Annotated in this window: 18 protein-coding genes and 3 pseudogenes; 11 read left to right on the top strand and 10 right to left on the bottom strand. The window is 61.0% G+C overall.

Annotated features, from left to right (window positions below):
- Window positions 1-129 (bottom strand): annotated as a pseudogene (locus tag GR138_RS30750) (arsenite efflux MFS transporter ArsK); the annotation flags it as partial.
- 1 nt (window position 130) lies between these two features.
- On the opposite strand from GR138_RS30750, the pseudogene GR138_RS28880 reads away from it, so the two are divergent.
- Window positions 131-385 (top strand): annotated as a pseudogene (locus tag GR138_RS28880) (DUF6428 family protein); the annotation flags it as partial.
- 462 nt (window positions 386-847) lie between these two features.
- Here the strand turns inward: GR138_RS28880 and GR138_RS28875 are convergent.
- The 4 genes from GR138_RS28875 to GR138_RS28860 form a co-directional block, all read right to left on the bottom strand.
- Entirely contained in the window at window positions 848-1,054 is a 207-nt protein-coding gene (locus GR138_RS28875; protein WP_160862719.1) for a hypothetical protein, read from the bottom strand.
- A 28-nt stretch (window positions 1,055-1,082) separates the two neighbouring features.
- Window positions 1,083-1,310: a hypothetical protein gene (locus tag GR138_RS28870; RefSeq protein ID WP_160862718.1), complete on the bottom strand. Its 228-nt coding sequence runs from the start codon at window positions 1,308-1,310 to the stop codon at window positions 1,083-1,085.
- Window positions 1,311-1,548: 238 nt separating this feature from the next.
- Complete coding sequence (locus tag GR138_RS28865; protein ID WP_160862717.1) at window positions 1,549-2,142, bottom strand: general stress protein; 594 nt, start codon at window positions 2,140-2,142, stop codon at window positions 1,549-1,551.
- Between the two features lie 21 nt (window positions 2,143-2,163).
- Window positions 2,164-2,481 carry a PepSY domain-containing protein gene (locus GR138_RS28860; RefSeq protein WP_160862716.1) on the bottom strand — a complete coding sequence of 106 codons (318 nt, stop codon included), beginning with the start codon at window positions 2,479-2,481 and terminating at the stop codon, window positions 2,164-2,166.
- Between the two features lie 405 nt (window positions 2,482-2,886).
- Between GR138_RS28860 and GR138_RS28855 the strand changes: the two genes are divergently transcribed.
- From GR138_RS28855 to GR138_RS28845, 3 genes are all read left to right on the top strand, one after another.
- Window positions 2,887-3,396 (top strand): pyridoxamine 5'-phosphate oxidase family protein, encoded by a 510-nt coding sequence (locus GR138_RS28855; protein WP_160862715.1) that lies wholly within the window; start codon window positions 2,887-2,889, stop codon window positions 3,394-3,396.
- A gap of 206 nt (window positions 3,397-3,602) precedes the next feature.
- Window positions 3,603-4,502 (top strand): hypothetical protein, encoded by a 900-nt coding sequence (locus tag GR138_RS28850; RefSeq protein WP_160862714.1) that lies wholly within the window; start codon window positions 3,603-3,605, stop codon window positions 4,500-4,502.
- A 128-nt stretch (window positions 4,503-4,630) separates the two neighbouring features.
- Complete coding sequence (locus GR138_RS28845) at window positions 4,631-5,710, top strand: extracellular catalytic domain type 1 short-chain-length polyhydroxyalkanoate depolymerase (RefSeq protein WP_160862713.1); 1,080 nt, start codon at window positions 4,631-4,633, stop codon at window positions 5,708-5,710.
- Between the two features lie 221 nt (window positions 5,711-5,931).
- Here GR138_RS28845 and GR138_RS28840 read toward each other — a convergent pair whose 3' ends face one another.
- The 3 genes from GR138_RS28840 to GR138_RS28830 form a co-directional block, all read right to left on the bottom strand.
- Window positions 5,932-6,141: a hypervirulence associated TUDOR domain-containing protein gene (locus tag GR138_RS28840; RefSeq protein ID WP_160862712.1), complete on the bottom strand. Its 210-nt coding sequence runs from the start codon at window positions 6,139-6,141 to the stop codon at window positions 5,932-5,934.
- A gap of 18 nt (window positions 6,142-6,159) precedes the next feature.
- On the bottom strand, window positions 6,160-6,399 hold the full coding sequence (locus GR138_RS28835) for a DUF2934 domain-containing protein (protein ID WP_160862711.1): 240 nt from the start codon (window positions 6,397-6,399) through the stop codon (window positions 6,160-6,162).
- Window positions 6,400-6,480: 81 nt separating this feature from the next.
- Entirely contained in the window at window positions 6,481-6,777 is a 297-nt protein-coding gene (locus GR138_RS28830) for a PRC-barrel domain-containing protein (RefSeq protein ID WP_160862710.1), read from the bottom strand.
- Between the two features lie 319 nt (window positions 6,778-7,096).
- Here GR138_RS28830 and GR138_RS28825 point away from each other — a divergent pair, with 319 nt between their 5' ends.
- The 4 genes from GR138_RS28825 (at window position 7,097) to GR138_RS28810 (ending at window position 13,687) form a co-directional block, all read left to right on the top strand.
- On the top strand, window positions 7,097-7,603 hold the full coding sequence (locus tag GR138_RS28825) for a YciE/YciF ferroxidase family protein (RefSeq protein ID WP_160862709.1): 507 nt from the start codon (window positions 7,097-7,099) through the stop codon (window positions 7,601-7,603).
- A gap of 91 nt (window positions 7,604-7,694) precedes the next feature.
- Complete coding sequence (gene katE, locus GR138_RS28820) at window positions 7,695-9,842, top strand: catalase (protein WP_160862708.1); 2,148 nt, start codon at window positions 7,695-7,697, stop codon at window positions 9,840-9,842.
- Window positions 9,843-10,096: 254 nt separating this feature from the next.
- Entirely contained in the window at window positions 10,097-12,067 is a 1,971-nt protein-coding gene (locus GR138_RS28815) for a hybrid sensor histidine kinase/response regulator (RefSeq protein WP_160862707.1), read from the top strand.
- Between the two features lie 129 nt (window positions 12,068-12,196).
- Window positions 12,197-13,687 carry a sensor histidine kinase gene (locus tag GR138_RS28810; RefSeq protein WP_160862706.1) on the top strand — a complete coding sequence of 497 codons (1,491 nt, stop codon included), beginning with the start codon at window positions 12,197-12,199 and terminating at the stop codon, window positions 13,685-13,687.
- Between the two features lie 13 nt (window positions 13,688-13,700).
- On the opposite strand, the pseudogene GR138_RS31010 reads toward GR138_RS28810, so the two are convergent.
- Together GR138_RS31010 and GR138_RS28800 are read right to left on the bottom strand one after the other, a co-directional pair.
- A pseudogene (locus GR138_RS31010) lies at window positions 13,701-14,245 on the bottom strand (DNA-3-methyladenine glycosylase).
- A 1,109-nt stretch (window positions 14,246-15,354) separates the two neighbouring features.
- A complete protein-coding gene (locus GR138_RS28800) occupies window positions 15,355-16,527 on the bottom strand; it encodes an acyl-CoA dehydrogenase family protein (RefSeq protein ID WP_246200813.1) in 1,173 nt (390 codons plus the stop codon).
- 137 nt (window positions 16,528-16,664) lie between these two features.
- On the opposite strand from GR138_RS28800, the gene GR138_RS28795 reads away from it, so the two are divergent.
- The 3 genes from GR138_RS28795 (at window position 16,665) to ctaD (ending at window position 20,978) form a co-directional block, all read left to right on the top strand.
- Window positions 16,665-17,357 (top strand): winged helix-turn-helix transcriptional regulator, encoded by a 693-nt coding sequence (locus GR138_RS28795; RefSeq protein WP_160862705.1) that lies wholly within the window; start codon window positions 16,665-16,667, stop codon window positions 17,355-17,357.
- Between the two features lie 157 nt (window positions 17,358-17,514).
- On the top strand, window positions 17,515-18,462 hold the full coding sequence (locus tag GR138_RS28790) for a cytochrome c oxidase subunit II (RefSeq protein ID WP_420853733.1): 948 nt from the start codon (window positions 17,515-17,517) through the stop codon (window positions 18,460-18,462).
- Entirely contained in the window at window positions 18,459-20,978 is a 2,520-nt protein-coding gene (gene ctaD / locus GR138_RS28785; RefSeq protein ID WP_160862704.1) for a cytochrome c oxidase subunit I, read from the top strand. The genes GR138_RS28790 and ctaD overlap by 4 nt, the downstream gene beginning before the upstream one ends.

The following is a 20,978-nucleotide window of genomic DNA, read 5'->3' as shown; positions in this document are numbered from 1 at the left end:
GGCGCAGAGGGTCAAGGTCAGCGCGGACAATGCCGAGCCGATGGCCATCACCGTCGCTGCGCCAATGCCGTCCATCTTCCGGCCGATATAGGGTGCCGAGAGGCCACCAACGAAGAGTGACGCGGAGAAGGCGGCCGCGCCGGAAGCGCCGCTGGTCGTTCTCTACGAAGGGCAGCCAGTGAAAGCGGGCTGCCACGTCACCGAGGTCAAGGCAGACGCGTTCTCGGCACGCGACTGTGGCGCCAATCCAGAAGCTTGGGCGGAGATGTTCATCCAACTCTGGGATATCGACGAGGACGGCCTGAGCCAAATGCCGGCGGGCAAGTTCTCCGCGATCATCCGCAAGGTTTCCGATCACGTTCGGCTCGATCCAGCGGCCAAGCTAGGGCTGCTCAAGCGACACCGACCACTGCTGGAAGCCATCGCCAGTGAGAAATATGATCGAGCAAGATCTGCCGATGATCGGATTCTCCAAATCCGTGCAGATGACCTGTTGACCGCGCGAATGGGGCAAGGAGGCGATCGATCGGAACGGAGAGACATGACACCTCGCCCAGTCGGGTTCATGGGTTTTCCGCCCTTGACTCCGCGCCTTCTCACCTTCGGTACGCGAATGCCTCATGAAAAAGTGAACGCGCATATTGGGCGAAACAAATAGCCTTCGATGGGCCTAAACTTCTTGTGCGCAGGTTATGGCTTCGGCGACACGGCGATGGACCACTTGAGCGGGATGTCGGCACGTGTGAGCAGGTTGCGGAAATGCGCGTAACGGATGCCGCGTGTGTGGACCAGGTTCCTTCGACAAGTCGCTGAAGGGGGGAGTTAACTCTACCGTTGCAGACTAAAATTACTCCACTACCCCCAGTTCAACAAATGCTCGCCGCTGTTCTTCGCTGGCTGCACCTTCAGTATAGACACGGAAAGCCTTGCCCTGAGACTTTAGCGCTTGCGCCGCCTTCAGCGCATCCGGGTAGAGTAGTTTTGGCTCATGCTGCCGGTTCTCACTGAAAGGATCGATCGAACTCAACGCGATGATCTGGAACATCGTGCTCATAACATCCTCCCACACGCCTTCAGGTGAATCAGCCTTCGTTTCCGTCGGACACAAAATCTTCCGGGACATTACTGCGGGCAGCCCGGAGCGCCATAGCCTTGTCGATCCACCTTTCCTTCAAGACGGCCTGCAACGCAAAAGCGACTTCCTCGGCGGCCCAGTTCGCGTCCTGCATTTCGCGCATGAGGGCGGTCAGTTTCTCGTCGAGGATGCTGCGCAGTTCGCCTGTCCTTGGGATTACGCTATCGTTGGCCATGTTGTCCTCGAAGGTTTATGTCATCCAGGACAACGCCGCTTTGACGGAGAGGTTTCATCATGCGCAAGCCAACGGCCGGGAAAATGGCAATTCTGTCGTGCGACCGGTTAAAGAAGCCGGGGTGGAGTTTCGGCGCTCCGAAAGCTTCATTTGCCTTCCCCGGAGGATGACGTATGGCCCGGGATTGACTGGAAGGCCGGCGACAAAAGAGACTTCCCCTGTCGCCGGCACATCACGCTTATCGCCGGTAGCGAAGGCGCTCCTTCTCGATCTCGGCTGGGCCATAGGGATCGAGCGTTTCGTCGAAGCGAGTCCAGCCCTGTTCGGCATAGGCCGCGCGGCGGACGTCCGGATCAACCCAGTTGGACCGGCGCAGAATTGCTTCGGCATCGGCGTAGACGCTGTCATCGACGCGCGCCGTGACAAGCGTGCCGCCGCGGCGCACACCCTCGGCATAGACATGGGCATGCTCTTCGGAGACGCCGGATTCGGTCATCGCACCGATGAGGCCACCCGCTGCGCCGCCGGCAACGGCGCCGGCGGCGGCGCCCGCTGCTGTAGCAGCGAGCCAGCCGGCCGCGACGACCGGACCCACGCCCGGGATCGCCATGATACCAAGGCCCGTCAGGAGACCGCCGACACCACCGACCGCGGCGCCGATACCGGCACCAGCGCCGGCGCCTTCCGCCGCATTGGTCTCCTTGGTGTAGCGATCGTCGGCATTGTTCGAGACGATGCTGATGTCGTCGGACGGCACGCCGCGCGCTTCAAGGGCGCTGACTGCTGCGCTTGCATCCGAATAGTCGTCAAAAAGTCCGGTTACGGTCTTCATGGAAATTTCCTCCGATTTGGATTAGTTGGCGACGATATTGCCCTGGTAGTCGAGCGCGACATTCACAGAGTTGCCGTCCTTCATTGCCGCGCCGCGCCAGACGCCCTTGTCGTCGAGCTTCAGGCCAATGATATCGGCATAGCCGGCCTCGACTATGCGCTCCTTCGCCTGGTCCTCTGTGAAGCTGTTGGCGCCCTCAACAGGCGCCGTCGCATTCTTGCTGTCGGGCGTCGCGACAGCCGGTGTATCGCCGTCGGTCGCCTGCGTGGTGGAGGTTTGGGCATAGGCGCCAAACGTCGACGCGCCGACAAGCGCGGCGGCAAAAATAAGCTTTTTCATGATGTTATCCTCGTTTCAGCCGAATAGGCTCAGCCTGAAAACTCGAACGACCCCGCTAAGTTCCATGCGCAGTCGATAGATTTTTGACTGATGAAAAGGGGGCTGATACTGACATGCGGCCCATTTGGGCGGACGCGGCTGCAGCCTACAACTGTGTCTCCATTGCGCTCACGATAGGGGCCTTCCTTCCGCTCGAACACGAGTCGCTTTGCACGGCGGTTGAAATCTTGTGCGAGAGAACCTACCGGCATCTGCCCCATCGAAATCGAGACGTCACGAGGTTGCATCTGACTTTCTTCGGAGCGCCTGCACGCTCTCCGCGTCGCGAGAAGAGTACCTATGATGCCGCGGAACGTCCCGCGGCCCATACGCGTTTAGCTCGGCCAACTGGAACGAGGATTTACGATGTCACACCGTAAGGAACAGAAATCCGACCTCTCAAACGAAGAGGCTATCGACCGCGTCTGGGAGCTTGCCAAAGATATTGACGTCTGCATGTTCGTGACATGGGACGGAGAATATACCCGCGCCAGGCCCTTATCAGCGCGGGTCCATCGCGAGGAGAACGCCATCCACTTTCTGGTCAATGCCGACGGCGCCAAGAATGATCAGCTTGAACGATTCCCAAAGGTCACCATGGCCTGGAGCAACAACAGCGGCTACAAATATGTGACGATATCGGGCCATGCAAAGGTCAGCAATGACCGGCCAACGATTGAACGGCTTTGGGAGAAGACCGACAAGGCCTGGTGGAACAACGCACAGGATCCCGAGATCCGATTGATAACCGTTGTTCCTGACGAAGCCGAGCTATGGGACAGTCCTGGGAAACTCGTGGCGACAGCAAAGATGGTGATGGCCGCGGTGGCCGGAACGAAACCCGATGTGGGCGAAAACGCCAAAGTTGATCTTTAAGCGCCGTGTTGGAGGCCTAAGCCTCCGCCATGGTCAACGTTCCGTGGAACATCAGCCGTTTCAAAGAGTTGACGCACCATGCTGCGAACATTCGCTCGCAGGCAATTGGAGGTCTTAATATGGGTCGCGGTATTCTTCTCTGGCTTCTCGGCATTCCCTTGCCGATCGTCATCCTGCTTGTTCTCTTCCTGCGATAGGAGGCGGACATGTCCCTTTACGGCTCTGATGTCTCCGACGTCGGCGTGGAATCCAGCACGCCGGCGCTCGCCTGGGGTCCCGTCATCGGCGGCTCGGTCGCGGCAGCCGCCACGACGATCATCCTTCTTCTTCTAGGGTCCGGCGTCGGCCTCACGATGGTTTCGCCCTGGGCAGGGGAAAGCGCGTCCTTTACAGCGGTCAGCGTGACGGCGGCAATCTGGTTCGTCGTCGTGCAATGGCTCGCTTCAGCGTTTGGCGGCTATCTCACCGGCCGCCTTCGCACCAAATGGGCCGGCATCCATACGGATGAAGTCTTCTTCCGCGACACGGCGCATGGCTTCCTCAGTTGGGCCTTGGCGACAATCGTCGTTGCAGGTCTGGCCGGATCCGCCTTTACGTCGCTTGCCGGGACGGGCGTACAGGCCGCATCAACCGCAGCAGCAACGGCGACGGTTGCAGGCTCGGCCGCGGCAGCAAACAGCGATGCGTGGCCCGACTCGGCCACCGGCTACTTCACGGACCTTCTGCTTCGTCCGCAGGATCTGTCGACCCGGGCGCAGGGGGATGACGCGTCGGCCACCGCCGAGATTTCCCGCATCCTAGTGCAAGGCGCGGTAAACGATGGCGTTCCGGAAGCCGACCGGGCGTATATGTCCGCCATCGTCGCGTCGCGGGCCGGCGTGACACCGGAGGAAGCGCGCGCCCGCGTTGACCAGGTCCTGCAGCAGGTCGAGGATGCGAAGAATGCCGCGCTGAAAGCCGCCGACGAGGCGCGCAAGTCCGCCGCGACGGTGGCGATGCTCGGTGCCTTGTCGCTGCTTGCCGGTGCGTTCATCGCCTCTGCTTCGGCCGCTCTCGGTGGACGTCAGCGTGACGACGAAGAAGCCGCATTGATCGTCAAGCGCTAAACCTGATGGAAGCCGCCTCCCGGGGCGGCTTCTTTCTCTAAAGCAGATTTATTGTGCGGTGCAGCAACCATATCGCCGCTGATGGGTTAGGGTGTATGCGCCAATCCGGCGCGCCCCTGGAGCCCCCCATGAGATCCCTGTCCGATACGCTCGAACGCCTTGCCCGGTTGCGCGCGGTGAAGCCCGCCGCCCCGAGCGGCTCCATTCTCAGGAAACTCGATCAGTTTGGGAGCAATCCCGGTGCTCTGACCGCATGGCACCATGTGCCCAAACATCTGCCTCCCGCTGCGGCCTTGGTGGTGGTATTACACGGCTGCACGCAAACCGCCGGCGGTTACGACGCCGGCTCGGGCTGGTCGGACCTGGCCGAAGACTACGGCTTCGTCGTTCTCTTTCCCGAACAGGTCCGGCAGAACAATGCGAACCTCTGCTTCAACTGGTTCAACACCGCCGATACGCGGCGCGACGACGGCGAGGCCATGTCCATCCGGCAGATGATCGCCACGGTGGTCGCCGAACACCGCATCGACGAGCGCCGGGTCTACATCACTGGCCTCTCAGCCGGCGGCGCCATGGCGAATGCGATGCTGGCCTGCTATCCGGACGTCTTTGCCGGCGGCGCGATTATCGCCGGCCTCCCCTACGCAGCTGCCTCCACCGTGCCGGAAGCATTCGATCGCATGCGCGGGCAAGGCCTTCCCAAAACGAACGCCCTGCAGGCAAGCCTGCATGCCGCCTCACGGCATGAGGGTGCGTGGCCGACGGTTTCCGTCTGGCACGGAACGGGTGACAACACGGTCGTGCCGGAAAATGCGGCCGCGATTGTCGCGCAGTGGCGCGGCGTGCATGTACTGCCGGAACAGCCGACATCCTCAGAGACATTCGCCAAATATTCCCGGTCGGTCTGGCGCGACGAACGCGGCACAGATGCGATCGAACTCTATCGAATCCCCGGCATGGCCCACGGTACACCCGTCGATGCCTCCACCGGCTATGGCCGTACCTCGCCCTTCATGCTGGATGTCGGTGTTTCCTCAACCGTAGAAATCGCAAGGACCTGGGGACTCGCAGCCTCCTTCGAGCGCCGCGAGCGCCCCAAGGCAGAAGCTCTTGCCGAACGGCCGGCCACAGCCCCGCGCAATGGCGCTGGAACCAAGATCCAATCGGTTATCGAGAACGCTCTGCGCTCGGCCGGGCTGATGAAATGATGTGACCTTGCCTCGCCCAACACGGCGGAGCACGGTGCTCCGTCGTTGCGCAAGGAAGAGCCGACGGTCCGATCGCCATAATGCCGACAGCGAGGGGCGTTGGTTCCGATGTGATAAAACGGAGCCTCGGCGCCGACGAATCCAGCATGCACTACGCGTCATCCGCAGTCGTCGAGGTCTACATTGCCGGCCGCATTCGAGGCTAACATCTGACGAAAACTTTAGGCCTTCTTGAGTGCCTCGGGTTTGTGCGCTGCCCGCTTGCCCGATTTGTCGCTTTCGACAATGAACTGAGAATCGCTTTTCGTGGCCTTGACAGTGTGGTCCTTGATCTTCGTTTTGCTTGTCTGCTTCCTCACGACCCTGCCTTCGGTTTCGCCGTGGCTGGTCTCCCATTTCACTTTATCGCCTTTTTTGAGCTTCTCGCTCATCTTGGTCTCCCAGCGACGTCAATCGGGGTTCGCCACTGAGGGAGGCTTGATGTGTGCGGGTTCCCTTTCCCTGTCGCCGCGTGCGAATTCGTCGTCGGCTTGCTGATTGACCCGGGTCACATCATCCGAATTTTGGTCGCTCAATTGCCCCTCCTCCCCCGCGCGCCTCCAATGGTCGGCATGCCGACCGTCCGGATGGCCTTCGTCCTCCCAGATTTTATAGGCCCGCTCACGTTGCCGCTGCTCCTTGTCCACCATTTCAGTCTCCGCGATTTTTGAGCCGATCCACGAACAAAAAGCCCGGCATCGAACCGGGCTTCAGGTCTACTGAAATACCTGTCAGTGATGATGTTCGGGCATTTCCTTGAGTTGGTCCTTGGTCCAAGTCGTCACCGCGTGAACGTCGCCGTCCTCGTCGCGCATGAACTCAAGATCCGTCAGCGGAACGCCAACCGGCTTCGCACCGATGCCAAGGAACCCACCGACGTCGATCACAGCGGTGCTTCCAGAGCCAGCACCGTGGACATGGTCGAGGGTGCCGACCTTGTGGTCGTCCGCCCCGTAAATGGTTGCGCCTTCCAGAACGTCAAGCGTCAGTTCGGCAGCGGTGAGGCGTACGTGATTTGTGTGGTCCATGTCGGTTTCCTCCATTTGAATAGGAGTGCTGAAAACCCGCATGGTTGGCCTTTGTTCCGCACGGACCTCACTTTCGGTCTAACGCATACTCCGCTTGGTGACTCGTTGTTCAACGAAACGACGGCCGCCCGTTTGGCCCAATCCTCAGCCCTTTGAATTAGATACCTGGCGTGCAGCGAGCGGGATGCAGTCATGGAGTGTTGCGCCACATCATTTCCGCTTACCGACGCAGAAAATATTTTAGAGCGGCAGGAACGTCGTCCCTGATCAACGGTTTCTCGAGTCCCAACCTCTCAAAACAGTGATCGGAAACGTCAAAATGGCTTCGGAGAAGACGATTAACGACCTCTTCCTTGATACACTCAAGGACATCTACTTCGCCGAAAAACAGATACTGAAGGCATTGCCCAAAATGGCGCGTGCGACCCAGTCGGAGGACGCCAAAGCCGGCTTCCTGCAGCACCGCGACGAAACCCAGGGCCAGATCGAGCGCCTCGAACAAGTCTTCGAACAGCTCGGCAAATCTGCACGCGGCAAGACCTGCGAGGCCATCCAGGGCATCATCGCGGAAGGCGAAGAAATCATGGAGGACTACAAGGGCACCACTGCCCTCGATGCCGGCCTCATCTCCTCGGCCCAGGCCGTCGAGCACTATGAGATCGCCCGCTATGGCACGCTCAAGGCCTGGGCGACGCAGCTTGGCCTCAAGGACGCGATTCCGCTTCTGGACGCCAACCTTCAGGAGGAGATTGCGACTGACCAGAAGCTGACGGCGCTGGGCCAGTCCTCGGCAAACGCCAAGGCCCCGACAAAGAAAGCCAGCTAGACCGGTCATAAACAGATGAGGCCGCCGTTCAGGGCGGCCTTTTGTTTCCGTGCAACTTTGCCCTTAAACATATTGCTAAGGAGCCGCATCCATGGCCAAGAAAAGAACCGCCGTCTCTACGAGAGACGAAGCCGACATCGCCACGATCCACGACGTGAAGCTGCGACGCGGTGCGGGTGGAGAGCTTCACCAGACCGCAGAAGGCGAGACGCCCGTGCTGACGACTGCCCAAGGCGCGCCAGTAGCTGACGACCAGAACTCCCTTCGCGTCGGCCCGCGTGGGCCGCTTGTCGTGGACGACTTTCACTTCCGTGAAAAGATCTTCCATTTTGACCACGAGCGTATTCCAGAGCGCGTTGTTCATGCCCGAGGCTACGGCGCGCACGGCTTCTTCGAGACCTACGAGTCGCTCGCCGCCTATACCAAAGCCGATCTCTTTCAACGGTCCGGTGAGCGCACGCCGGCGTTCGTCCGCTTCTCCACGGTTGCCGGTAACAAGGGTTCAGCCGACCTCGCCCGCGACGTGCGCGGCTTCGCGGTCAAACTCTACACGCAGGAAGGCAACTGGGACCTTGTCGGCAACAACATTCCGGTGTTCTTCATTCAGGATGCCATCAAGTTCCCCGACCTGATCCATGCGGCCAAGCAAGAGCCCGACCGGGCGTTCCCGCAGGCACAGACCGCCCATGACAATTTCTGGGACTTCATCAGCCTGACGCCGGAAAGCATGCACATGGTCATGTGGACCATGTCGGACCGGGCCATTCCGCGCTCCCTGCGCTTCATGGAGGGTTTTGGCGTTCATACCTTCCGCTTCGTCAATGCCAAGGACGAGTCGACCTTCGTCAAATTCCACTGGAAGCCGAAACTGGGCCTCCAGTCCGTCGCCTGGAACGAGGCGGTCAAGATCAACGGTGCGGATCCGGATTTCCACCGCCGCGACCTCTGGCAGGCGATCCAATCCGGCAACTTCCCCGAATGGGAACTGCAGGTCCAGCTTTTCGACCAGGGGTTTGCCGATAGCTTCGATTTCGACGTGCTCGACCCGACGAAGCTCATCCCGGAGGAAATCCTCAAGCCGCAGCCGATCGGCCGATTGGTGCTAGACCGCATGCCGGACAATTTCTTCGCCGAGACCGAACAGGTCGCGTTCATGACACAAAACGTGCCCCCGGGCATCGACTTCAGCAACGACCCGCTGCTGCAGGGTCGCAACTTTTCCTATCTCGATACACAGCTGAAACGTCTCGGCGGCCCAAACTTCACCCATCTGCCGATCAATGCGCCGAAGTGTCCCTTCGCGCATTTCCAGCAGGACGGACACATGGCGATGCGCAATCCAGTCGGGCGGGTGAATTACCAGCCGAATTCGTTCAACGATGGTCCGCGTCAATCTCCGACGCACGGCCACCGTCCTTTCCCTGCCGAAGAGCAGGGCACCAAGGCTCGGCTGCGCCCGGAAAGTTTTGCCGACCACTACAGCCAGGCCCGGCAGTTCTTCGTCAGCCAGACACCGCCGGAGCAACGTCACATCGCAGCCGCCCTCACCTTCGAGCTCAGCAAGGTCGAAACACCGGCGATTCGAGAGCGAATGGTGTCGCACCTCCTGAACATAGACGAGACGCTCGCGACGACCGTAGCACAAAAGCTCGGCCTGCAGTCCATGCCGAAGCCGGCCGATGCGGCTGTTGCGACGCGCCAGGATCTCGACCCCTCGCCCGCGCTTAGCATCGTCGAGAACGGGCCGAAGCGTTTTGAGGGTCGCAAGCTCGGCATCCTCGTCACCGATGGCGTCGACGCCAAGCTGCTGAACGGGCTGATCAAGGCGGTTAACAAGGAAAAAGCCGTTTGCGAACTGATCGCGCCCAAGGTCGGCGGCGTCACCGCTTCGGACGGATCGTTGGTCAAAGCCCATCATATGGTTGACGGCGGACCGTCGGTCCTTTTCGACGCGGTCGCATTGTTGACCTCTGCCGAGGCCATCGACGACTTGGTGACAGAGGCGGCCGCGCGCGACTTCGTGGCGGACGCCTTCCAGCACTGCAAATTCATCGGTTACGACCAGTCGGCGATGCCGTTGCTGGCCAAGGCCGGGATCGCCGATGCGCTTGATGAGGGGATACTTGCCCTTCCAGGCGAGGGTGGACTTTCCCGTTTCGTCTCGGAACTGGGAAGGTTGCGCGTATGGAGCCGAGAGCCATCGGTAAAATTCGGCAAGGCATCGCCTCCCACCAAGTAACCCCGTGAGGAGCCTCGCCGCTGGCGAGAGAGACGGCGCCCCTCCCGGCTTCTGAATTTCAGATAGGGGCGCCAACGTAATGACGTGATGCTCAGAAACATCTCTATCTCCTTTTGCAGACGTTCAAGGGCCGAGCCAGGCAACCATGAACGCCCGCGATCTGGATGAGCCGCGTGGCCGGAAGCAATTGGACCGTGCGTGGAACCTTTCCCCGTCTTCGTCGTTTGCTCTCGCCGGCTTTTTGGGGAAAAGACATGAACGGGGACGAGGTATCGGCGCTGGCTGGAGATGACCGGTATAAAGTGTTGGTCGATGCGATTACCGACTATGCCATCTATATGCTGGACACGCAGGGTAACATTGTTAGCTGGAATGCCGGAGCGAGCCGTTTCAAGGGATATGAGGCTGCCGAAGTTCTCGGAACGCATTTTTCCCGTTTCTATCGTGTGGCCGACCGCGACAAGGGCCTGCCCTGTGTTGCCCTGACGCACGCTGCCGAGAAGGGCCGCTTCGAGGGCGAAGGTTGGCGGGTGCGCAAGGACGGATCTGAATTCTGGGCACACGTCATCATCGATCCCATACGGGACAATGCCGGCAGCTTAATCGGCTTTGCCAAAATCACGCGCGACCTTACCGAGAGGCGGCTGGCGGAGCAACAGCTTCGCCAATCGGAGCAGCAGTTCCGCCTTCTTGTGCAGGGCGTCACGGATTACGCGATCTACATGATGGATATCGACGGCCGGGTTTCGAGCTGGAATGCCGGCGCCACGCGCATCAAGGGCTATCGCGCCGACGAGATCATCGGGCAGCATTTCTCCCACTTCTTTCCAGAGCAGGACAGGCTTGCCGGGGTTCCGGACCGTGCGCTGGAAATCGCCCGGCAAGAGGGCCGCTACGAGTCGGAAGGCTGGCGGTTGCGGAAGGACGGCACGCATTTCTGGGCGAATGCCATCATCGACGCGATCCGCGACGACGACGGGATGTTGATCGGCTTTGCCAAGATTACGCGTGACATAACGGAAAAGCGTGACGCACAGGCAGCGCTCGAACTGGCCCGGGAGGAACTCTTCCAGGCGCAGAAGATGGAAGCCCTTGGCCAGCTAACCGGCGGTGTCGCGCACGACTTCAACAATCTCCTCATGGCCGTGCAGGCGAGCCTCGACCTTCTGAAGCGCCGCATCTCCCCGACGGCCGAGGCGCAATCCCTGATCGACAACGCCCTGGAGGCGACGCGACGTGGTGCCTCTCTGACCCAACGACTTCTCGCCTTCTCTCGCCGACAGGAGTTGGATTTCAAGCCTGTCGATCTCTGGAGCCTCATCCGCGGCATGACGGATATGCTACAACGGTCTATCGGCCCATTGGTATTGGTCGAAACACACTTGCCACTGAATTTGCCTTCGGTCCGTACGGACCCCAACCAGATGGTGAATGCGCTGCTCAATCTGGCTATAAATGCGCGGGACGCGATGCCGGATGGCGGCCGTCTTCTGATTGGCGCGCGGCTGGAGGCCGAGGCGGCCGCAACACATCCCGACCTGCAGAAAGGCGCCTATCTTTGCCTCTATATCCAAGATGAGGGACACGGCATGGATTCCGACACGCTCAGGAATGCAGTGTCACCCTTTTTCACGACCAAGGGCATCGGCAAGGGCACGGGGCTCGGCCTTTCCATGGTGCAGGGCCTAATGGCGCAATCCGGCGGAAAACTCGTACTCAAGTCCAAGCCGACCGCAGGCACCACCGCGGAACTATGGCTTCCGGTCGTTGAAGCTGGCGTCAAAGCCAATGGATGGGCACAGAAGGACGAGCCAAGCGTGCCTCGTCTGCCGGAGAGAGTTCAACCGCTCTGCGTTCTCGCCGTCGACGACGATCCCCTCGTGCTGATGAACACCGTCATGATGCTGGAAGACATGGGCCACACCGTCTGCGAGGCCGGCTCCGGCACGAAAGCGCTGGCGTTCCTCGCCGAGCGGCCTATCGATCTCGTCGTCACCGATCAGGCCATGCCACAGATGACCGGTTCCCAGCTTGCCGAAATCGTGCGCGAACGCTGGCCGGGCATACCCATCGTCATCGCCACGGGATACTCGGAACTGCCACCGGAGGCGCGGGCTGATCTGCTTCGCCTGTCGAAGCCGTTCAGTGAACGCCAGCTCCAGGACATCATACGCAGAGCCATGTCCGGAGAGACGCCGCTGCTCCGCCCTGAATACGATCGATGACCGGCCTGTCCCGCTTGACGAAAAGCAGGGACATGTTTCAACCTTCCCGTTAAAATCGTTCGACGCACTCGGGGGACATTAGTGCTGCGCGGGCTGAACATTGATTTCACGCTGGCAAGAGCGGCTGCGATGATCATCCTTGCGATGTTCGTCTCGCTTCTCCTCATGCTCGGCCTATGGGTCACCACGAGCTACCGGGATGCGGTCCGTCGCACCGAGGAGCGGGCCATAGCCGCCTCCAAGATTGTCGCCAGCAACGTGTCCCTGCTCAATTCGCTCGCTCGCCAGGCCCTTCAGCGCATCGACGAGACGCTCGGAGAGAATATCGTGCCGCCCGCCTCCGCGAAGGTGCGTAACATCAACGAGGCGGTCGCGGACTTGCCCGGCCAGGTCAAGGCCTATGTCGTGGATGAATCGGGGCTGACGCTTTATTCAACCGATCCGATGGTGAAGCCTATCAGCATTGTCGACCGGCCGTATTTTTCGGAACTGGCAAAGGGCGCCAGGCAGCATGTTTCGAGCCTTCTGATCAGCCGCCTGAATGGCGAGCAGATCTTTGCCTTCAGCCGCAGGCTGGAACGGAACGGCCGTTTCGCCGGGGCCGCCGTCGTTTCCTTCGAGGTCAAGGTTCTCGCTGATGTCTGGGAGGCCGTCGATCTCGGCCCGAACTCCACCGTCAGCTTCGCCCGTGCCGACGGCCAGCTCGTCGCGCGCTATCCGCTGGCCGACGGGCCGCTCGACATGAGCAAATACGTGCTGTTCACGGAGTACATACCCAAGGCGGACGCCGGCACCTACGAAGCCATATCGCCTCTCGACAGCGCCCACCGCATCGTCGCCTATCGGACCGTCGGAGGGACCGGGCTGATCGCGCTCGCCTCGGCGGATTACGATTTCGGCATCCAGCGGTTCTGGCGCGATGTGACGGTAGCGATCTCGGTACTGATCCTGGCGAGCGTCAGCCTTCTTGCCGCCGGTCAGTGGATTCGTTACCTTCGGCAACGCGAGGCCGCGCAGGCTCAGCTGCTCCGCAATGCCCTTGCGGACAACCAGCTGCTGCTTCGCGAAATCCATCACCGCGTCAAGAACAACCTGCAAGCCGTCCAGAGCATCATCCAGATGCAACGACTGGCCCCGGAGATCCAGCAATCGCTGACTAACCGCATCTCCTCCATGGTCGCCGTGCATGAGCAGATCTACCGGCGCGACGAATTTTCCCGCCTTTGCGCGCGAGACCTGATGACATCGGTGGCGGAGAAGCTGATCTTCGCGTATGGCGCGCCGGTGACCGTAGACTACGATATCGACGACCTTGCGGTTTCGACCGACAATGCCACCCCACTTGCTCTGCTGACCAGCGAGCTTCTCACCAACATCCTGAAATACGCCTTTCCGGACGGCCGCGCGGGTCGAATCTCCATCGCGCTTAAAGGCGCTGGAGAGCGGCGTGCCCGGCTGGTCGTGCATGACGATGGCATCGGCTTTGATCCGCAGGCTATAAAACAGGGAATGGGCAGCCGTCTGATCCGAGGCGTCGTCAGCCAGCTGAACGGCACTCACAGCTTTGACGGGAGCAATGGAACAACCTTCACCGCCGATCTGGAGATCGTCGAGCCGTAAACGCCGCCGCAGGTCAGATCGGTCTGCTCAGGGAGGGAGACCCCTTCACGGCGAAACGCCAGGGGCGTTCGGCGGCCTTGCTGATCCCGATGCGGACACCGCTTGCCAAAACGGGCGCGACGGATGGCGGGTATAAGCAAAATGGAGCCTCGAGAACCGAGAGCCCGTTCATTCCCCCGGTGACGCCGAGCGCCTTGCACAGATTGCCCGGACCGGCACAAAGCTTGCGCGCTTCGGTTACGCCGCGCCGCACTGTCATCGTCTCAAGCCCGTGCGTCGGCTCCAAAGCGCGGATGAGCACCGCACTGCCCTGCTCACAGACGATGTTGAAGCACCAGTGCAAGCGCCATAGGAGCGATAGACATAGGCGCGGCCTGGCGCCCCGAACATCGCCGCCTTCGCCGCCGTCTGTCCGCGGAAACTGTGGGACGCTTCGTCGTCTTGGCGGTAGGCCTCCGTTTCCACGACGAGACCGCCCACCCCATCGATCAGCAAGCAGGCTCCCAGGAGATCGACCGCGACGGCAAGCACGTCACGTGCGAAAAAACGTTCATCCATCGTCAACCCGCCGTCCGATTCTGTGACCGCGCATCCTCAGCGCGGTTTCGACGGTGGAACCCGAGGCCGTGTTGTCGAAAACACACCAGCTTCCGGCAGCGAGACATGTGCCGAAACCCGCGATCTCCGCCTCGCTGTAGCTGGAGTAGTAGATTTTCGGTGCGCCATGCAATCGGACATAGTCTGCCACTCCGGCACAAGATGCTCCAAATCACCTGCGCTCATCCGACTTAGGCGGTTGAGCAGGGGAAATTCGAGGCAGCCTCCGCTGTCGAGAATCTCCCCATCATCGATGATCCTGAAATCAAGGCAAGGAGCCAGCCCCGTCACCTTGAACGGCGCCGAGAACTTCCTAGCTTTTCGGAGAACAGCCACCGGGGGCGGGAATGGGCACGTCTTTCTCGAAAAGCGCATTCAAGCCGGATGAGCTCGGCACTCTAAAGCAGATATTCGATGAACTGACATCGCAGGCGTAATTCGATCCGTCGCTGAGGCTAAGGAGAGCTTCGCGAAATATCTACTCGAGACATTTCCGGCCGGCGCGTTCGATGCACGCGAGCACCGCTCGATGGTCGAGGCGTCCGCCCGAATGTTCTACACCAAAAAAGGTGCTGTATAGAACGGCACGCGCCTTCGGAGGAAAATCGTTTCATCCGAAGGCGCGTCGTTAACGGCAACACGCTAGCGACCTATCGCCTCGCAGTTTGCCCGTCGCGATATTCGTCATCCAAGGCCTCCTCCATCCAGGTCACTGCGCTGCCGTTGAGCGCCTCTGCCACTGCGAAATGCGTCACCGCTTCGGTCTCGCTGGCCCCGTGCAAGTGACCCAGATGCGGCGGGATTCAGATGATATCGCCGAAACCGACCTCTTCGATTGGCCCGTCCTCCTTCTGAACCCGGTGGCCGGGGGGATGGATATGCCAGGCCGTGCGGGCACCCGTGGTCGCACCACCGATAAGCGCTGGTGCATCCGCCTGGTAGAGCGTGGCGACGTTGACCTGGAGCCATGAATCTCATGACCGCGCGTAACGCAGGCCAAAACCCTTGCAACAGATGCACGCGCGGAAGACCAATCGATCGCACTCATCAACTTTCATCAGCCGGAACGCTCAGAAGGTCTGCGCGACAGGATGGCCGAGCGCCATGGCCCCCGCATACTGCGCCTGCGGTCCGGTCTGGAGCGGATGAAAGCGGGCGCCTTGTACATCGCGAAAGCAGCGCTCGAGCCCATTGCGCCTGTAGAACCCCGCACCGCCACTTAGTTCCAATGCTAGCTCGACGGCGCGTATCGCGTTGTCGGCGACCAAGGAGCGGCCAATCATCACCTCGTTGACCGTCTCAGCCGAAGGGGCATTCAGCTCCACGGTGTCCAGCATCCATCGGTGCGCCAGGCGTGCGGCGCGAAGTGACGTCTCCATTCGACCGGCCAGGTCGAGGCTGTGTGGCGTCGGCGTCTTGCGTTTCGCCAGATCCACCGCAAGATCGCGAGCATGCTCTGCGACGCCAAGATAAACGGCATAGATCAGCGGGAATGCAATCGTCGCAATGATCTGGAACAGCGGATGCCACTCTCCAGCTTTGCGCGAAAAGCTGACGCCCGTCTCGGGAATGAAGAGGTTGTCGATGACCACGTCATTCGAGCCGGTAGCGCGCATTCCGAGCACTTTCCACGTTTGCTCGATACGCACTTCCGGAGCCTTCATCGGGGCCGCGAAGTGGATTACCTCATTTTTCCCTTCAACCAATGCGCCGGTCATCAAAAGATCGCCTACCTCGGCTCCGGAGGTGAAGACCTTGCGGGCCGATATGCGATAGCCGCCAGCAACCCTGGTCGCATTACCGCTCCCGCCGATCCAGTCGGAGCCGCCGCTCGAGAGTAGTATCAGTCGCTCAGCTGCGACCCGCCTCAAAAGGGGCTCCGCCGCGGCTGCTTTCTGGTGGCGCCAACGCCAGGCCGGAATGGCAACTTGATGGGTATGCATCGAAAACGCGAGAGCGGTGGAGGCGCACGACTTGGCAAGCGTACGCAGCATGTTGGCGAGCTCGGATATTTCGGCGCCTCTGCCCCCTAGCTCGCGGGGAACACCGGCTTCCACGAGGCCTGCTTCCTTCAGAAGGGCGTAATTTTCGATGACGAAGCGGTCATCCTCGTCAAATTCGGCGGCGCTGGCGGCGAGCCTGGATGAAAGGCCGTGCGCGGTCGCTACGACGCCTCCTGCCTCATTGGTTGTATCGGCCGACAGTGAACCTGCCGGAGTGCTTGGCATGGCATTCGGTGACATGGGGTTTCCTCCTATAGTCGGGAGGATAAGATCGCCGGTGAAGGCGCGTCATTCTAGTTCAGCATCTGTACTGCCGCTATTTCCGGCGGCGTGGATGTGCTACGATACGTCGAGTGGCCGGGTTTGCGAGGTGGCCAGTGGAAGAGCGCGGAAGTTACGGCCAATTCTGTCCCGTATCAATGGCATCGGAAATACTGTGCAGTCGCTGGACCACATTAGTGGTACGCGAACTTCTATGCGGCAGCACACGGTTCAACGATTTGAGGCGCGGACTACCCAAGATGTCCCCGGCGCTGCTCTCCAAGCGCCTAAAAGAGTTACAGGCCGCCGGTGTTGTTGTCGCCTTGCCAAGGGCCACAGGTACAGTTGAGTATCGGCTCTCGGAGGCCGGCGAAGAATTGCGCCCTCTGATCATGGGGCTCGGCACGTGGGCGCAGCGCTGGATGGAATCGCGCATTACACTGAAAAACCTCGACCCGTCTCTGCTCATGTGGGACATGCGTCGCAGTCTCAATCTAAAGCTGCTGCCCGCGCGGCGGTGTACGATACAGTTTCTGTACTCCGAACTTCCTCCCTCACAAAAGAGCTGGTGGCTCGTGACCGAAAGAGGAACAGTTGACCTGTGCAACTTCGATCCTGGCCATGAGCTGGATCTTCTCGTGATGAGTTCGCTCCGCTCCATGACAGCAATCTGGATGGGATTGACAACGATCAAGCAGGAAGCCGACAGCGGTCAGTTGACGATCGAAGGTGACCCCGGGCTCGCGCGATCAATGCAGCAATGGCTTGGGCTGAGCCCATTCGCTTCCCTGCCTCGGCGAGTACAATAGCGCGTCACGTGGCGGGCGTTGTCTAAGCATAAGCCAAGCTAGACCACGTGTCCCGACAGGAACGCACCCTTGCCGGTCTGAAAAAGCGGGCCATATCGCTTCAGAAGATCCAAGCGGAGCCGAAGCAATTTCCCGTCGCGCCCTACCCATTCTGGTGATGCCGTTGAGCGGCTGTACCGGCGTCCAGTCGGCGCTCGATCCCGCAGGCGAGGAAGCGGCCGCGATCTACCGTCTCCTCCTTGTCATGGTGGTGGGCGGGACGTTGATCTGGTGTGCCGTCGTGGGGTTGCTTCTTCACGCGTCGCAAAGACGGAATGCACCCTGGAGCGAGAGGACGGCCGGGCGCCTGATTGTCTGGGGCGGCGTTGCCTTTCCGCTCGTCGTGTTGCTGGCGCTTCTCGCCTATGCGGTCTGGCTCATGCCCAGCATTCGGCCATGGCTTGCACGCCACGCACCGGCGCCAGAGACGATTGAGGTGACTGGCGAACAGTTCTGGTGGCGCATCCGCTATCCGGCCAGGGACGGCCTGCCCGCGTTCGAGACGGCGAACGAGCTGCGTCTTCTGGTGGGCGAGCGCGTTGCCTTCTCGCTGAAGGCGGCGGACGTTATCCATTCCTTCTGGATCCCGGTACTCGGCGGCAAGATGGATATGATTCCCGGTCGCACCAATACACTCTCGCTGTCGCCGACGAAGACAGGCATCTTTCGCGCGCCCTGCACCGAGTTCTGCGGCACGTCGCACACGCTGATGGCATTCTCCGTCATTGTCATGGAGCCCGCGGACTATATTGCGTGGCGGCGCGCGCAGGCGGCAGGCGACGTTCCTGGCGGCGGCGAGGGCGAGCAGCTCTTCGCCCGGCACGGCTGCGCGGGTTGTCATGGCGTGCGCGGCGTGACGGGGCCGGCAACGCTCGGCCCGGACCTCACCTTCTTCGGACAGCGCCAGACGGTCGGCGCCGGCACACTTGCCAACACGAAGGAAAACGTCGCTCGTTTCATCCGCGATCCGGCCGCATGGAAACCGGGTGCAAAAATGCCGGCCTTCGACATGCTTCCAAGCAAGGACATAGCCGCTATCTCAGACTATCTTGTGGGGCTCAAATGACCGGCACTGTCGAAACGGAGCTTTCGGCGGACGCGCGCAAGGCGCAGGAGGCCGAGCTGCGCGAGGTATGGCGCACACCATCCGGCTGGTGCTACTGGACCTCCGTCAACAATACCGAGATTGGCCTGTGGTATGGCGCGGCGGCGTTCATTTTCATGCTATTTGCCGGTGTTTTGGCCCTGCTCGTGCGCGTCCAGCTCGCCGTGCCGGGAAACGATTTTCTCTCCGCCGACATGTTCAACCAGGCCTTCACCCTGCACGGCACGGTGATGATGTTCCTCTTCGCCGTACCGATCTTCGAGGCGGTGGCGATCTTCCTTCTGCCCTCCATGCTCGGCGCGCGGGAACTGCCCTTCCCCCGGCTTTCAGCCTTCGGCTTCTGGAGTTTCGCGCTCGGCGGCGTCTTCGTCTGCGGCTCGATCTTTTTTGGCGCGGCGCCGAACACCGGGTGGTTCATGTATCCGCCGCTCGCCACCGACAAGGAATATTCCGGCATCGGCGCGGATATCTGGCTGCTCGGTCTCTCCTTCATCGAGGTCGCGTCGATCGCCGCCGCGGTGGAGCTGATCGTCGGTATCATGAAGTGCCGCGCTCCCGGCATGCGTATCAATATGATGCCGCTCTTCGCCTGGTATCTGCTGATCGTCGCCGGCATGATCCTCTTCGCCTTCCCGCCGCTGATTGCCGGCGACATCCTGTTCGAGATGGAACGGATGTTCGACTGGCCGTTCTTCGACGCGGCGCGCGGCGGCGATCCTCTGCTCTGGCAGCACCTCTTCTGGATCTTCGGCCACCCGGAAGTCTACATCATCTTCCTGCCGGCCATCGCGCTTATGGCGATGATCGTGCCGACCTTTTCGCAGCGTCCCATCGTCGGTTACTCCTGGATCGTGCTGGCTGCTGTCGGGACAGGTTTCCTGAGTTTCGGCCTGTGGGTCCACCACATGTTCACCACAGGCCTGCCGCAGATCTCGCTCGCCTTCTTCTCCGCCGCCTCCGAGGCGGTCGCGATCCCGACCGGCGTGCAGATCTTCGTCTTCATCGCCACTATGCTCGCCGGCCGCGTCATCTTTTCCGTTCCGATGCTGTTTGGCGCAGGCGGGCTCGCAATCTTCATCATCGGCGGGCTGACCGGCGTGATGGTGGCGCTGGTGCCCTTCGACTGGCAGGCGCACGACACCTATTTCATCGTCGCTCACCTGCATTATGTGCTGATCGGCGGCATGCTCTTTCCGATCGTCGCCGGCATCTACTACTATTACCCGCTGCTGGATGCGCGAAAACTCTCCGACAGGCTTGGAAAGATCGCCTTCTGGCTGATGTTCGTCGGCTTCAACGTCGCCTTTTTCCCCATGCATCTCGCGGGCCTGCGCGGCATGCCGCGGCGCGTCTTCACCTATCCCGCCGATATCGGCTGGGACTGGTTCAACCTGATCTCCACCATCGGCGCCTTCATCTTCGCCTCCGGCGTCGCCCTCGTGGTAATCGACGTGCTGCGCCCAAAGCACCGCCAGCCGAAGGGCGAGCAGAACCCCTGGAATTCCGGCACGCTGGAATGGATCAGCGAGCCGGAGGAAAAGTGGGGCGTGCGCTCCATCCCCATCATCAGGAGCCGCTACCCCATCTGGGACCAGCGCGGCCTGATCGAGGACATCAAAGCCGGCCGCTTCTACCTCCCCGATGCCAAGGACGGTGCACGCGAAACGCTGGTCACGTCCGTGCTCGATGCCGAGCCCATTCAATGTTTGCGCGTCGGCGGCACCTCGCTCCTCACCATCCTCGCCGCCTTCTCGCTCGGCGGCGTCTTCATCGCGCTGACCTTCCATTGGTGGATCACGACGATCGTCTGCGCATCGGCTACACTTGCCGCAATCGTGGCCTGGCTCTGGACCGGAACCGCTGTGATCCCACGCGAGGAGATGCGTGATGTGGGTCTCGGCAAGACCCTGCCGCTCTATACATCCGGACCGGGATCGGTTGGGTGGTGGGCGATGTTCATCACCATGGCCGGCGACGGTACGGCCTATGCCAGCCTGATGTTCGGCTACTTCTTCTACTGGACGATCCACGAGGATTTCACCGCGGGCCATGCCGGCCCTGGCGTGCTCTGGCCGTTTACCGCCGCCGGCCTCTTCACGCTCGCCTGGGCTGCCATGCTTGTCGCGCAATGGGTCAATGAGGCCGACTGGCGCGGCCTCACCCGTCTCGCGCTCGCCGTTGCCGTGCTCCTGACGCTCGCCGCCTGTTGCGCGGGGCTTGCCGGGCCCTATCTCACCGGCATGGACCCGACCGTGCATGTTTATCCGGCGATCGTCTGGGTGGTCGCCCTCTGGACCGTCGTACATGGCGGCGTCGGCATCATCATGCAGCTCTACTGCCTCGCCAGGAACCTTGCCGGGCGGATGAGCGCGCGCCACGACATGGATCTTCGCAATGTCGTGCTCTACTGGCATTTCCTCGTCATCACGGCGATCACGTCCTTCGGCGTGCTCGGCCTCTTTCCGGGATTGAGGTGA

Origin of the sequence: Shinella kummerowiae (assembly GCF_009827055.1) — a bacterium.
Taxonomy (GTDB): Bacteria; Pseudomonadota; Alphaproteobacteria; order Rhizobiales; family Rhizobiaceae; genus Shinella; species Shinella kummerowiae.
Note: the sequence above shows the minus strand (reverse complement) of the source record. Positions and strands in the feature narration are given on the sequence as shown.